This window comes from Nocardiopsis trehalosi NBRC 14201, from assembly GCF_001552555.1.
GTDB lineage: Bacteria > Actinomycetota > Actinomycetes > Streptosporangiales > Streptosporangiaceae > Nocardiopsis_B > Nocardiopsis_B trehalosi.
The window spans coordinates 1-13,883 of sequence record NZ_BCRK01000162.1 but is presented as its reverse complement, the minus strand read 5'-3'; the positions used below and the strand labels follow the sequence as shown (position 1 = coordinate 13,883).

The 13,883-nt window shown below is 74.2% G+C and carries 12 protein-coding genes; 1 reads left to right on the top strand and 11 read right to left on the bottom strand.

Going from position 1 to position 13,883, the window contains the following annotated elements; all coding sequences use genetic code 11:
• Nucleotides 1-41: 41 nt before the first annotated feature.
• The 7 genes from NT8_RS22250 to NT8_RS22220 form a co-directional block, all read right to left on the bottom strand.
• The gene (locus NT8_RS22250) at nucleotides 42-2,897 is read right to left on the bottom strand and encodes a DEAD/DEAH box helicase (protein WP_067973105.1); all 2,856 of its coding nucleotides are present in this window, start codon (nucleotides 2,895-2,897) and stop codon (nucleotides 42-44) included.
• Between the two features lie 52 nt (nucleotides 2,898-2,949).
• On the bottom strand, nucleotides 2,950-3,831 hold the full coding sequence (locus tag NT8_RS22245) for a diacylglycerol/lipid kinase family protein (RefSeq protein ID WP_067973101.1): 882 nt from the start codon (nucleotides 3,829-3,831) through the stop codon (nucleotides 2,950-2,952).
• A gap of 32 nt (nucleotides 3,832-3,863) precedes the next feature.
• The gene (locus tag NT8_RS22240) at nucleotides 3,864-4,277 is read right to left on the bottom strand and encodes a DUF397 domain-containing protein (RefSeq protein ID WP_067973100.1); all 414 of its coding nucleotides are present in this window, start codon (nucleotides 4,275-4,277) and stop codon (nucleotides 3,864-3,866) included.
• A gap of 84 nt (nucleotides 4,278-4,361) precedes the next feature.
• On the bottom strand, nucleotides 4,362-5,201 hold the full coding sequence (gene tatC, locus NT8_RS22235) for a twin-arginine translocase subunit TatC (protein WP_067973115.1): 840 nt from the start codon (nucleotides 5,199-5,201) through the stop codon (nucleotides 4,362-4,364).
• Between the two features lie 143 nt (nucleotides 5,202-5,344).
• The gene (gene tatA / locus NT8_RS22230; RefSeq protein WP_245646281.1) at nucleotides 5,345-5,674 is read right to left on the bottom strand and encodes a Sec-independent protein translocase subunit TatA; all 330 of its coding nucleotides are present in this window, start codon (nucleotides 5,672-5,674) and stop codon (nucleotides 5,345-5,347) included.
• A gap of 75 nt (nucleotides 5,675-5,749) precedes the next feature.
• Nucleotides 5,750-5,878 carry a hypothetical protein gene (locus NT8_RS31350; protein ID WP_281203518.1) on the bottom strand — a complete coding sequence of 43 codons (129 nt, stop codon included), beginning with the start codon at nucleotides 5,876-5,878 and terminating at the stop codon, nucleotides 5,750-5,752.
• 161 nt (nucleotides 5,879-6,039) lie between these two features.
• Nucleotides 6,040-8,049 carry a helix-turn-helix transcriptional regulator gene (locus NT8_RS22220; RefSeq protein ID WP_067973093.1) on the bottom strand — a complete coding sequence of 670 codons (2,010 nt, stop codon included), beginning with the start codon at nucleotides 8,047-8,049 and terminating at the stop codon, nucleotides 6,040-6,042.
• 70 nt (nucleotides 8,050-8,119) lie between these two features.
• Here NT8_RS22220 and NT8_RS22215 point away from each other — a divergent pair, with 70 nt between their 5' ends.
• Nucleotides 8,120-9,202 carry a DUF3866 family protein gene (locus NT8_RS22215; RefSeq protein WP_217999285.1) on the top strand — a complete coding sequence of 361 codons (1,083 nt, stop codon included), beginning with the start codon at nucleotides 8,120-8,122 and terminating at the stop codon, nucleotides 9,200-9,202.
• Between the two features lie 100 nt (nucleotides 9,203-9,302).
• Here the strand turns inward: NT8_RS22215 and NT8_RS22210 are convergent, their stop codons facing one another.
• From NT8_RS22210 to prcB, 4 genes are all read right to left on the bottom strand, one after another.
• Complete coding sequence (locus tag NT8_RS22210; protein WP_067973090.1) at nucleotides 9,303-10,355, bottom strand: FKBP-type peptidyl-prolyl cis-trans isomerase; 1,053 nt, start codon at nucleotides 10,353-10,355, stop codon at nucleotides 9,303-9,305.
• 118 nt (nucleotides 10,356-10,473) lie between these two features.
• A complete protein-coding gene (gene pafA / locus NT8_RS22205) occupies nucleotides 10,474-11,832 on the bottom strand; it encodes a Pup--protein ligase (RefSeq protein WP_067973087.1) in 1,359 nt (452 codons plus the stop codon).
• Nucleotides 11,833-12,016: 184 nt separating this feature from the next.
• A complete protein-coding gene (gene prcA, locus NT8_RS22200) occupies nucleotides 12,017-12,793 on the bottom strand; it encodes a proteasome subunit alpha (protein WP_067973108.1) in 777 nt (258 codons plus the stop codon).
• 48 nt (nucleotides 12,794-12,841) lie between these two features.
• Nucleotides 12,842-13,690, bottom strand: a complete 849-nt coding sequence (gene prcB, locus NT8_RS22195) for a proteasome subunit beta (RefSeq protein ID WP_067973085.1) — start codon at nucleotides 13,688-13,690, stop codon at nucleotides 12,842-12,844.
• Between the last annotated feature and the right edge of the window lie 193 nt (nucleotides 13,691-13,883).

The following is a 13,883-nucleotide window of genomic DNA, read 5'->3' as shown; positions in this document are numbered from 1 at the left end:
GGGGGGCGCGGGGCGGGCCGGGGCGGGCGCGGCGGGCCGGGTCAGGACACCGAGCTGTAGGCCACCACGCCGCGCCGGGTGAGGTCGATCGCCGCCCGCGCGGTGCCGCGCACCGCCGACCCCTGCGGGGCGGCGTCGGCGATCTGGCCGAGGATGTCGACCAGCTGCTTGGTGGTGCGCACGAAGTCGCCCGCCGGCAGGTCGGCCTCCATCAGGATGCGGTCGAGCCGGTCGCCGCGCGCCCACCGGTGGGTCACCCAGACGAACCCGAGGTCGGGCCGGCGCAGGAACGCGACGTGGTGGTCGCGCTCGACCTGGCCGAGGTCGCCCCACAGCCGCTCCATCTCCAGCAGCGTGTCGGCGATCGGCCCCTCGGGGACGCGCGGGAACGCGTCGTCGGACCGCCGCGACTCGTAGACCAGGGCGGCCGCGCACGCCGCCAGCTCCACGGGCCCCAGGTCCTCCCACAGGCCCCGGCGCAGGCACTCGGCCACCAGCAGGTCCAGCTCCGAGTACACCTTGGCCAGCCGGCGCCCCTCGTCGGTGACGGTGTCGCCGTCGAGGTAGTCGAGGTCCTGGAGGACCCCGCACACCCGGTCGAAGGTGCGGGCGATGACGTGCGAGCGCCCCTCGACCCGGCGGCGCAGCGCGTCGGTCTCCTTGGCCAGCCGGAAGTACCGCTCGGCCCAGCGGGCGTGGTCCTCGCGGTCGGGGCAGCCGTGGCAGGGGTGGGCGCGCAGGTCGCGGCGGAGCCGGGTGATCTCGGGGTCCTCGGGGCCGGAGTCGTCGCGGCCGCGCCGCCGCGGCCCCTCGCCCGCCGTCTCGTCGAGCCGGTTGCGCAGCGACGACGCGAGGTCGCGGCGCGACTGCGCCGACCGCGCCGAGAACGTCTTGGGGATGCGCAGCCGGCCGGCGGGTTCGACCGGCACCGGGAAGTCGGCGGCGTTGACCCGCTTGACCTGCCGGCTGACCGTCAGCACCAGCGGCGCCGGGAGGTCCCCGCGCAGCCCGGGGTCGAGCACCACGGCGAAGCCGGTGTGCCGCCCGGCGGGGATGCGGATGATGTCGCCGGGGCGGAGCCGCTCCAGGCTCTGCACGGCCTCGTCGCGGCGGCGGGCGTTGCGGCCCTTGGCCGCCTGCGTCTCCAGGTCGCTGAGGCGGCGGCGCATCCCGGCGTACTCCATGAAGTCGCCCTGGTCGCAGGAGACGGCGTCGGCGTAGCCCGCCAGGGCCTCCTCGTGCTTGCGGAGCTGGCGGACCAGCCCCACCACGGCGCGGTCGGCCTGGAACTGGGCGAAGGAGGACTCCAGCATGTTCCGGCTGCGCTCGCGGCCGACCTGCCCCACCAGGTTGACCGCCATGTTGTAGGACGGCTGGAAGCTGGAGTTCAGCGGGTAGGTGCGGGTGCTCGCGAGGCCGGCCACCGCCTCGGGGTCGGTCCCCGCCTGCCAGACCACCACCGCGTGGCCCTCGACGTCGATGCCGCGCCGCCCGGCCCGCCCGGTGAGCTGGGTGTACTCCCCCGGGGTCAGGGCGGCGTGGGTCTCGCCGTTCCACTTGTCGAGCTTCTCGATGACGACGCTGCGCGCCGGCATGTTGATGCCCAGCGCCAGGGTCTCGGTGGCGAACACGGCCCGGATGAGGCCCCGGGAGAACAGGGTCTCGACCACCTCCTTGAAGGTGGGCAGCAGCCCGGCGTGGTGCGCCGCCACGCCGCGCTCCAGCGCGCGCAGCCAGTCGTGGTAGCCGAGGACGGCGAGGTCGGCCGGCGGGATGTCGGCGCACTGCCGCTCGGCGTAGGCGGTGATCTCGGCGGACTCCTCGGGGGTGGTGAGGTCGAGTCCGGCGTACACGCACTGGCGGACGGCGTCGTCGCAGCCCGCCCGGCTGAAGATGAAGGTGATGGCGGGCAGCAGGCCCTCGCGGTCGAGCTCCTGGATGATCTGCGCCCGGTTGGGCGGCGCGTGCTTGGCGCGGGGGCGGGGGGCGCCGCGCGACCGGCTCTGCGGGTGCCGCCGCCGGTGGGCGAGCTGGGTGACCCGGTCGTCCTCCTGGGCGAGGCGGACCAGCCGCGGGTTGACCCGCATGCGCTCGCCGTTGACCAGCATCTCGGCGCCGCCGGGGTCGCGCGCCTCGCGGCGGTCGCGGCGGCGCGAGCGCCGCCGACCGGAGTCGCCGCCGCCGTCGCCGTCGGTGTCGCTGTCGGCGGGCTCCTCGGCCGGCACGAACAGGTCGTGGATGCGGCGGCCCGCCATGACGTGCTGCCACAGCGGGACGGGGCGCTTCTCGTCGACGATGACGGCGGTGTCGCCGCGCACCGTCTGCAGCCACTCGCCGAACTCCTCGGCGTTGCTCACGGTCGCCGACAGGGCCACCATCCGCACCGACTCGGGGAGGTGGATGATGACCTCCTCCCACACGGCGCCGCGGAACCGGTCGGCGAGGTAGTGGACCTCGTCCATGACCACGTAGGCGAGTCCGCGCAGGGTCTGCGAGCCCGCGTAGAGCATGTTGCGCAGCACCTCGGTGGTCATGACCACCACGGGGGCCTCGCCGTTGACCGTGTTGTCGCCGGTGAGCAGGCCGACGTTCTCGGCGCCGTAGCGGCGCACCAGGTCGGTGTACTTCTGGTTGGACAGCGCCTTGATCGGGGTGGTGTAGAAGCACTTGGCGCCGTCGCGCAGGGCGAGGTGGACGGCGTACTCGCCGACGACCGTCTTGCCCGACCCCGTGGGCGCCGCGACCAGCACGCCGAGCCCGGCCTCCAGTTCCTTGCAGGCCCGGATCTGGAAGGGGTCGAACTCGAACCCGTAGAGGTGCTGGAACTCCTCGATCGAGGCGGTGGACTCGGCCTGGCGCCGACGGAACGCGGCATAGCGCTCGGCGTGCGTACTCATATCGATCAAGCCTATGGTGTGGCGGTGACCGCGGCGCACGCCGACCGGCGGGTCAGCAGAGGACGCGTACCGCCCCCGGGACCGCCTCGCAGGTGAGCGGCGGGGCGCCCAGGCGCTCGCCGTCGGCGTAGGCCGGGACGGGCGCGGCGCCGGGGGCGGTGGCGATGCGCACGCGGCGGCCCCGCAGCACGGTGACCTCGTCCAGCCGGGTGTGGGCGCCGCTGAACACCAGGGGGAAGAACCGGAGGAACGCCGCGCGCGACACGGCGCGCACCAGGACGACGTCGAGCAGGCCGTCGTCGGGGACGGCGTCGGGGCAGACCCGCATGCCGCCGCCGTAGCAGGCGGTGTTGCCGACGGCGACCAGCATGCCGTCGGCGGCCACGCGGGTGCCGTCGACGTCCAGCCGGAACGGCACGGGGGTGAAGGAGCCCAGTTCGGCGACGGCGCCCAGGACGTAGCCGGCCCGGCCCAGGCGCAGCCGCGACGCGTTGACCCGCTCGTTGACCCGGGCGTCGAACCCGCAGGCGAGGACGCTGAGGACGTGGCGGCCGCCGGCGCGCACGGTGTCGGCGGTGGCGGCGCGGCCGCGCAGGACGACCTCCGCGGCCGCGGGCACCGCCGCCGGGGCGCCGAACGCCCGGGCGATGTCGTTGCCGGTGCCGGCGGGCACCACCCCGAGGGGCACGTCCGTGCCGGCGACCGCCTGGAGCGCGGTGTGTACCAGCCCGTCGCCGCCGACGGCCACCAGCGCGCCGGTGCCCTCGGCGACGGCGGCGCGCGCCAGGCGGTCGCTGTCGGCGGCGGTCCGGCCGACCAGGACCGCGGGGTCGGCGCCCCGGGAGCGCAGCTCGCGCAGCAGGCGCACGGCGACGGCGGCGGCGCGGCCGCTACCGGAGGCGGGGTTGACGAGGAGGGAGACGTCACGGCCCATGGGGGGTGTCCGATCGGGCGGGCGGCGGCCGGTCAGGCGCCGCCGGCGTCCTCGCGTCCGGGGTCGCCGTCGGCGGGACCGGACGCGGCGGGGGCGGGGTTGTTCGGAGAGGGTACCGCGGTCACCGGGATCTCGCCGCGCTGGATGGCGGCCTCCTCGGGGGTGAGGTACTCCTCGGGGATGTCGAACTCGCCGTCCTTGGCCCCCAGGACGAACGCCTCCCACTCGGCGGGGGTGAAGAACAGCGTGCCCTTGCCGGGGTTCTTGCCGTCGCGGACCGCGCGGAACCCGTCGTCGAACTTGGCGACCTCGACGATGGCGTCGGAGTCGTCGCTGGACAGCGAGGACCGCTTCCACACCGCGTGGGTGGTGTCGTGCCACTTCTCGTTGCCGCGCGCCTCGGGCGGGAGTTCGCGCTTGGGCTCCTCGGCGGGCCGGTTCTCCATGGTGGGTGCTCCTTCGAAGCTGCGACCGTCGGGACGGTCCGCGGGCGCCGGCGCGGTGTCCGGCCACCCGGGTCCGCGACGACCCTAGCGCTTCGGCGGCAGCCGGGGGGCGTCATCCTCGTCATCGAGCGGGGAGATCTCGTCGTCGCCGCCGAGGGCGGACGCCTCGTCGTCGTCCAGCCCGGCGTAGGGGTCGGAGCCGCGCTTGCGGCGGTCGTTGACGTAGCAGACGAGTTCGGCGCCCATGTAGAGCACGCCCAGTGGCACGGCGAGGGCCATCATGGAGAACGGGTCGCCGCCGGGGGTGGCGACCGCGGCGGCGGTGACGATCAGGAACAGGATGAGCCGCCGCCACTTGGCGAGCACGGCGTGGGAGAGCACGCCCATGAAGTTGAGCAGCACCACGATCAGCGGGATCACGAACGCGATCCCGAACACCAGGATCATGGTGATCATGTAGCTGAGGTAGTTGGCGATGGTGATCATCGGCACCATGCCCTCGGTGCCGAACCCGAACAGCACCTGCATCGCCAGCTCGGTGATGTAGTACGCCAGGGCCGCGCCGCCGAGGAACAGGGGGGCGGCCGCGCCGATGAAGACGTAGGTGTAGCGCTTCTCGCGGCCGTGCAGCGCGGGGGCGACGAACGCCCAGAGCTGGTAGAGCCAGAACGGGCTGGCGACCACGATCCCGACGATCGCGGCCACCTTGAACTGGAGGAAGAAGGCGTCGAAGATGCCGGTGTAGATGAGTTCGCACTCGTCGCTGCCGGCGCGCGCGGACTGCGGGAGGTCGCAGTAGGGCCGCTGGAGGAAGTCCCAGACGGGCTCGAAGTAGACGAACCCGACCACCATGCCGGCCGCGATGAACAGCAGCGCCTTGACGATCCGGTTGCGCAGTTCGCGCAGATGGTCCATCAGCGGCATCCGGCCCTCGGGGTCCACCTGCCGCCGCTGTCGCCGCACCTGCATGGTCCGCCTACGCTCCTCGCACCCGTCCCGCACCGAAAGTCGGGCGGCGCGGTGGCGCCGCCGCGTGGTCGCCGGGCCGCGGGGCGGCCCGGACCGTGTCAGCCGCCGTGGGAGCGGCGGACGGTCTCACCGTTCTCGTTGACGACGCGCTGCCCGGGCGGAAGCTCGGGGTAGCCCGGCTGGGCGTCGTAGGGCTGCTGGCCGTAGGGCTGCTGCGCCTGCGGGGCCGGCTGCTGCTGGGCCTGCGCCTGCGGGGGCTGCTGGGCGTCGGCGGGGCGGCCCTTCTGCTCCTCGTCCTCCTCGCGCAGACCCTTGGTCTCGGCCTTGAGGATGCGGGCGCTGCGCCCGATCGACCGGGCGAGGTCGGGAAGCTTCTTCGCGCCGAAAAGGACGATCGCGATGAGCAGAATGATCAGAAGCTCACGCATTCCGATGGGCATGTTGCAACCTCTCTCCCGGGCGCTGCCTGCGCCACCGATGGTACTCCCCCGCGCGGCGCGTGCTCAGCGGGTGTCCGCCCGCGGCCGGGTGTCGGCCGTGCGCAGCCGCCCGTAGGCGGGTTCGACGTCGCGCCGGGTGCGTGCGATCTGTTCCCGCAGCCGCCGCACCTCCGTCAGCATTCTGATGGTCAACAGGGCCATGATAGCGAGCCCGGCGAGAGTGACGGTGCCCAGGACGGCGACGGCGACCACGGTTCTCACCCTACTCGGTCGGTTGCGGGACGCGGGATGACCCGGCGGTGAACCGGTCCGGTCCGAACTGGGAATACGGCCCCCGGGACATCGCGGTCATCCTATGCGCCGTCCCGGTAGGCCGCCACCGCCCGCAGCGCGTCCTCGCGGACCCGCTCGGCCAGCTCCAGCGGCGCCACCACGCGCCCCCGCGGACCCAGCCGCAGCGCCAGCCGGCACACCCAGTCGGGCGCCGGGGTGCGCAGCACCGCCCGCACCCGGCCGCCGTCGAGTTCGCGCACCGACGCGCACACGTACTCCTCGGTGACCCACCGCTCCGACGGGTCCAGCTCCAGCGTCACCCGGGTGTCGTCGGCGGACAGCTGCAGCACCCCGCCGCGCAGGTCCCGGCGGCGCGCCCGCTCGGGCACCTCGGCGGCCACCGGCAGCACGGTCAGGTCGAGCACCCGGTCGAGCCGGAACAGCCGGACGTCGCCCCGCAGCCGGCACCACCCCTCCAGGAACGGGTGGCCGTCCTGCACCACCAGGCCCATGGGGTCGACGTCGCGCTCGGTGACCTCGTCGACGTAGCCCGACAGGTAGCGCAGGTGCACCCGCTGGCCGGCGCGCAGCGCGGCGTCGCAGCGCCGCTGCACCTCGCGTACCTCCTCGCTGAGGTCGAACCGGACCTCCACGGCGTCGGCGAGACGGTCGACCGCCCGCCCCGCCGCCGACCGCAGCTTCTCCCCCACCCGCTTGAGCGCGTCACTGTCGGCCACGCCGGGCAGCTCCCCCAGCAGGTCGACGCCGACGATGAGGCTGGCGGCCTCGTCGGCGGTGAGCCGCAGGGGCAGGGCGAGGGTGTCGGCGTTGCCGATGATGATCTCGCCGGTGGTCTCGGCGGCCTCCAGGTCCACCTCGATCAGGTCGCCGGGGGTGTAGCCGGGCAGGCCGCACATCCACAGCAGGCCGAGGTCCTTGAGCACCTGGCGCTCGGTCAACCCGAAGTGCGCGGCGACCTCGGGCACCCGCACGTCGTGGCTGAGCGCGTAGGGCACCAGCATGAGGAGCCGGCGCAGCTGCTCGGCCGACGCCGACCCGCGGCGGCCCTCGGGCACCGGCCCGTCACCGCCCGCCTCCTCGGCCTTGGCCTCGACCGGGTCGGGCTCGCGCGCGGCCACCGCCGCCAGGTGCGCCACGACCGCGTCGCGCGCCTCGGGCGGGTCCTCCACCACCACCCGGTCGCCGAACCGGGCGACCGCGCCGACCAGGTCGGCGAGGTCGGTGTAGGGCAGGTCGACCCGGTCCCAGCGGGGCCGGTCGGCGGCGTGCTCGCCGGGGACGATGCGCTTGGCGGCGCGGCGCAGCTCGTGCCCGGAGTCGGCGCGCACCCGCAGCCGCGCGGTTCCCTCGGGCTCGGCGCGCTGGTCGCGCACCACCGACCGGACGTCGACGTCCTCGGGCACCTCGATCGGCGGTCCGGCCGCGACCACGCGGACGTCGCCCACGATCCGGCCGAGCCGGAACACCCGCCGCGCCCCGCGGTCGCGGTCGTAGCCGGCGACGTACCACCGCCCGCGCACGTTGACCACGCCCCACGGCTCGACCCGGCGGCGCGCCACGCCCGCGCCGGGCTTGCGGTAGTCGAACTCGACGGGGCGGCGGTCGCGCACCGCCTGCCACATCGGCAGGAACGCGGGCTCGTCGGTGCCCAGCACCGGGGTGATGCCGGGGGCGGCGTCGGAGTCGACGGGCACCCCGGCGGCGCGCAGCTTCAGCAGCGCGTCGGCGGCGGCGTCGCCCAGCGCGGCGTAGCGCCAGGCGCGGGCGGCCAGGCCGAGGACGGCGGCCTCGTCGGCCTTCAGCTCGATCTCGGGCAGCTCGTAGTCGGCGCGGGAGATGCGGTAGCCCTCCTCGTCGCTCCACAGGTCGCCGCCGCCGGTCTCGACCGGGATGCCGCTGTCGCGCAGCTCGCGCTTGTCGCGCTCGAACATCCGCTTGAACGCGGCGTCGCTCTCGGCCTCGTCGTAGCCGGCCACGGTCGCCCGGATCTCGCGGGCGGTGAGGAAGCGCCGCGTCGCCAGCAGGCAGATCACCAGGTTGAGCTGGCGTTCGGTCTTCTTCTGCGACATTGCGACGTCCTTCCCGATGCCCGCGCGCCGTCCCCGCGCCCGCTTCCGCCTGAACGGTACCGTGCCTGACGTGATCACATGGCGCTCAGGGAAGGTCCGATCCGTCCTCCGTTCGTGGCCGGGCGCGGTGGAGCTGGAGGTCGCCGCGGCGGACGGCGGCGCACCGCCCGCCGAATGCCGCGCGCTCGCCTACACCGATCTCGTGGGGCGGCCGGAGCCGGGCGACCGCGTCCTGCTCAACACCACGGCCCTGGACATCGGGCTGGGCACCGGCGGCTACGCCATGGTGGTGGCCCTGCCGGACCGGCCGCCGTCGGCCGGCGCCGACGGCCCGGGGCACCTGGTGAAGGCCCGCTACACCCCGCTGCAGACCACCGTGCTCGGCGCCGACGAGCAGGACTCCCCGCACCACCGCGTGCTGCGCGACGCCGACGACCTCGGCGGGATGCCGGTCGTCGCCGCCGACCTGCACTCGGCGCTGCCCGCCGTGCTGGCCGGTATCGGCCGGGACCGGCCCGGCACCCGGGTGGTCTACGTGATGCTGGACGGCGGGGCGCTGCCCGCCGCGTTCTCCCGGTCGGTGCCCGAGCTGCGCGCGGCCGGGCTGCTCGCGTCGACCGTGACGACCGGGCAGTCCTTCGGCGGCGACCTGGAGACGGTGACCGTGCACACCGGGCTGCTCGCCGCCCGGCACGTCCTGGGCGCCGACGTCGCGGTGGTGACCCAGGGCCCCGGCAACCTCGGAACGGGCACCCGGTGGGGGTTCTCCGGGGTGGCGGCCGGCGAGGCGCTGAACGCGGCGGCCGCGCTGGGCGGGCGGCCGGTGGCGTGTCTGCGGGTCAGCGAGGCCGACCCGCGCGCGCGGCACCGCGGGGTGTCGCACCACAGCCTGACCGCCTACGGGCGGGTGGCCCTGGCGCGGGCCGATGTCGCGGTGCCGCTGCTGGAGGGCGTGTTCGGTGCCGAGGTGCGGGCGCAGGCGTCGGCCCTGGGCGCGCGGCACCGGCTGGTGGAGGTGGCCGTGGACGGCCTGGACGCCGCCCTGGCCGGGCTGCCGGTGCGGCTGTCGACCATGGGGCGGTCGCTGCGCGAGGACCGGGCGTGCTTCGTGGCCGCCGCGGCGGCGGGGCGGCACGCGGCCGCGCTGCTCTGACGGCGCGCCTCGGGCGCGCCGCGCGCACGCGCGGGGCGTGCGCCGGGGACCTGCGGCCGGGGTCCGGCCGGGGCGCGCGGCCCCGGCCGGCGCGGTACGGCTACTCGGCGGCGGGCTCGTCCTCGGCGGTCTCCTCGGCCTCGCCGCCCTCCTCCTCGGGGGCGGGCTGGCTGTCGACCGCGCCGAGGATGTCGACCACGAAGACCAGGGGCCCCTCGGGCGACCCGGACTCGGCGGCGTTCTCGCCGTAGGCGAGGTCCTCGGGGATGGCGAGCATGACCCGGCTGCCGACCTTCTGGCCGACCAGGCCCTCGTCCCAGCCCTGGATGACCTGGCCGACGCCGATCGGGAACGTGGCGGGGGCGCCGCCGCGGTCCCAGGTGGAGTCGAACACCTCGCCGTCGCTCCAGGTGACGCCGGTGTACTGGACGACGAGCTGCTGCTCGGCCTCGACCTCGGGGCCGGAGCCCTCGATCAGCTCGACGGTGCGCAGCTCGTCGGGCGCGTCGGAGTCGGGGATCTGGATGTCCGGCCGGTCGCGGCCGGCGTCGGCGGCGGTGGGCATGCCGTCCTCGCCGCCGTCGGTGGTCTGCTCGCCCGGGACGACGTCGCCGCGCCCGTAGCGCGACTGGATGTCGACGATGGACACCGTGGAGCCCGGCTGCGGCGAGGGCTGGCCCATGGCCTCGGCCTCGGCGGCGTCCTGGCCGGGGAACACGTAGACGACGCGGCTGCCGACCGGCTGGTCGACCAGGTCGGCCGACAGCTCCTCGTTCATCTGCCCGAGTTCGAGCAGCACCGGCGCACCGGTGTCGTAGGTGGAGGTGGTCTTCTCGGCCTCGCCCTCGGCCGTCCACTGGTAGTCCACGATGTTCGCGAGGATCATGTCATCGGCCCGGACCAGCTCGTCCTCGCCCCCGCCCTCGGAGACCACGCCGGAGATCTGCTCGTCCGGCGGGGCGATGTCGGGGAACTCGACCTTGGGCTCCTCGCCGACCTCGCCGGTGACGGTCGGCAGGCGTTCGTCCAGCTCCTCCTCGTCACCGCGCATGAAGGCGGGGGTCCTCCAGTCCTCGGGGATGGTCCCGCAACTGGTCACCGCCAGCAGCACGGCAGAGAACGGCACCGCGAGGGCGGCGGCACGACGTCGCATAGGTCACTACCTCAATATCCGGCTCAGGTCCCCGACACACTATCGAATGGACCATTCTGCCGCCTCCCGGTGAGAGCGGCGTAAGAGCCGGGCCGCCGCCCGCGGCCGGCCGCCGCGGTCACATGCCCGCGATCAGCTTCTCGACCCGCTCGTCCACCGCCTTGAAGGGGTCCTTGCACAGCACGGTGCGCTGCGCCTGGTCGTTCAGCTTGAGGTGCACCCAGTCGACGGTGAAGTCGCGGCGCTTCTCCTGCGCGCGGCGGATGAACTCGCCGCGCAGCCGGGCCCGCGTGGTCTGCGGCGGCACCGACTTGGCCTCGAAGATCTGCAGGTCGCCGACCAGCCGCTCCATGCGGCCCTTGGCCTGCAGCAGGTAGAACAGGCCGCGGTCGCGGTGGATGTCGTGGTAGGTGAGGTCGAGCTGGGCGATGCGCGGCGACGACAGCGACAGGCCGTGCTTGGCGCGGTAGCGCTCCAGCAGCTGGTACTTGGCGACCCAGTCGATCTCGCGCGCCACCAGGTCGAGGTTGCCGGTCTCGACCGCCTCCAGGGTGCGGCCCCACAGCTCCAGCACCCGCTTGCCGGTGGCGTCGGTGCCGTTGCGGTCGACGTAGGACTGCACCTTGTCGAGGTACTCGCGCTGGATCTCCAGGGCGCTGGCCTCGCGGCCGTTGGCCAACCGCACCTTGCGCCGCCCGGTCATGTCGTGGCTGACCTCGCGGATGGCCCGGATGGGGTTCTCCAGCGTGTAGTCGCGCATGACCGCGCCGGTCTCGATCATCCGCAGCACCAGGTCGGTGGAGGCCAGCTTGAGCAGGGTGGTGACCTCGCTCATGTTGGAGTCGCCGACGATGACGTGCAGGCGGCGGAACCGCTCGGCGTCGGCGTGCGGCTCGTCGCGGGTGTTGATGATGGGCCGCGACCGCGTGGTGGCGGAGGAGACGCCCTCCCAGATGTGCTCGGCGCGCTGGCTGACGCAGTAGAGGGCGCCGCGCGGGGTCTGCAGCACCTTGCCGGCGCCGCAGATGATCTGCCGGGTGACGAGGAAGGGGATGAGGATGTCCGCCAGCCGCCCGAACTCGCCGTGCCGGCCCACCAGGTAGTTCTCGTGGCAGCCGTAGGAGTTGCCGGCGGAGTCGGTGTTGTTCTTGAACAGGTAGATCTCGCCGGCGATGCCCTCCTCGTGGAGGCGCTGCTCGGCGTCGACCTGGAGCCCTTCGAGGATGCGCTCGCCCGCCTTGTCATGGGCGACGAGGTCGAGCAGGCTGTCGCACTCGGGAGTGGCGTACTCGGGGTGGCTGCCCACGTCGAGGTAGAGCCGGGCGCCGTTGCGCAGGAAGACGTTGCTGCTGCGCCCCCACGACACGACCCGGCGGAACAGGTAGCGCGCCACCTCGTCGGGCGACAGCCGGCGCTGCCCCCGGAAGGTGCAGGTGACGCCGTACTCGTTCTCCAGGCCGAAGATCCGTCGTTCCATGTGGCCTCACCCGTTTCCGTCGCAAGGTCGCCGCCCGCGGCCGACACCGCGGCGCCGCGACGACTCCACCCTATTCATCGGCCGCCGGGGCGTCGCGGAAACACCACCGCGCCGGGAAACCCGGCGGAGTGCGCGGCCGCCCGGGCCCGGCGGCCGCGGCACCGGGCCGCGGCCGCCGTGCGGGCTAGGCGCCGTCGCCGTCGGCGGGGGCGTCGGAGCCCGCGTCGTCGGCGCCGCCGTCGCCATCGGTGTCGGTGCCGGTCGCGGTGCCGCCGCGCGCCTCGGCGATCAGCCGGGTGAGCCGGTCGCCCTGGATGCGGCGGAACTTGCGGTGCTCGCGGGCGCGCTCCAGCACGGCGACCTCCAGGCTGGTGGCCTCGATCTCGCGCTGCTCGCCGTTCTCGTGCGCCAGCGCGTGCATGGCGGCGCTGAGGGCGCGGTCGAGGGAGGCGCCGCCGTCGAACCGCTCGGTGAGCGCGGTGGTGACGCGCTCGGCCGATCCGCCCATGGCCAGGAAGCCCTGCTCGTCGACGACCGACCCGTCGAAGGTGATGCGGTAGATCTGGTCGGTGGCGGCGGTGTCGCCGACCTCGGCGACGACGACCTCGACCTCCCAGGGCTTGTTGCTCTCGCTGAACACCGTGCCGAGGGTCTGGGCGTAGAGGTTGGCCAGCATCCGGCCGTTGACGTCGCTGCGGTCGTAGGCGTAGCCGCGCACGTCGGCGAAGCGCACGCCCATGGTCCGCAGGTTGTCGAACTCGTTGTACCGGCCGACCGCGGCGAACGCGATGCGGTCGTAGAGCTCGCTGATCTTGTGCAGGGTGCGGGACATGTTGTCGGCCACGAACAGGATGCCGCCGTCGTACTGGAGGACGACGGCGCTGCGGCCGCGCGCGATGCCCTTGCGCGCGTAGTCGGCCTTGTCCTTCATGGACTGTTCGGGGGAGACGTAGAACGGCATCGACACCGCGGATGTTCCTAACTACGAGTCGTCGTCGGGGGCGGGGCGTCAGCTCAGCGGAGCCGTGGGACCGTCGGGCCGTTCGGCACGGCCCTCGACCACGGTGCGGGCCAGGCGCTCCACGTCCTCGGCCGGGAGCCGGCGGTGGCCGTCCTCGGTGATCACGTCGATCAGCGGGAAGATGCGGCGGTGCAGGTCGGGGCCGCCGGTGGCGGAGTCGTCCTCGGCGGCGTCGTACAGCGCCTGGACGGCCGCCAGCGCGGCCTCCTCCTCCGACAGGGTCTCGGTGAACAGCTTCTTCAGCGCCCCGCGCGCGAACACCGACCCCGAGCCGATGGAGTGGAAGCGGTGCTCCTCGTAGCGGCCGCCGACCGGGTCGTAGCTGAAGATGCGCCCGGCGCCGCGCGCCTCGTCGTAGCCCACCAGCAGCGGGACGACCACGAACCCCTGCATGGCCATGCCCAGGTTGGAGCGGACCATCGTGGCGAGCTTGTTGGCCTTGCCCTCCAGGGACAGCGGCCGGCCCTCCATCTTCTCGTAGTGCTCCAGCTCGACCTGGAACAGCTTGGCCAGCTCGATGCCGATGCCGGCCGCCCCCGCGATGGCGACGGCGGAGAACTCGTCGGTGCGGAACAGCTTGTCCATGTCGCGGTTGGCGATGACGTTGCCGGAGGTGGCCCGCCGGTCGCCCGCGAGCAGGACGCCCCCGGGGAAGGCCAGCGCCACGATGGTCGTGGCGTCGGGGGTCAGGTGCGAGGAGGCGGTGCCCTGCGGCAGCTCCGCCCGCCCCGGCAGCAGGTCGGGGCCGACCATGCCGAGGAACTCGGAGAAGGAGGAGGTTGCGGCATTCAGGTACGCGGCGGGCAGCCGGCCGCCGCCGTCGAACGCGTGGGTCACGCGACTCCCTTCGGGTGGCGTCCCGTCCGGCGACCGGGGGCGGCCGGGCGGGGCGCGGTGAGGTTGTTGATGGCAGGTACCGACGACCCTACTGATCGGGCGCCGGAACGGGGCGCCGACGGACGCGGGTCCGCTGTGAGCGAACCGGCCGCCCGGCGGGCGGGGCCGCGGGTCCCGGGCGGCCGCGGCGGGG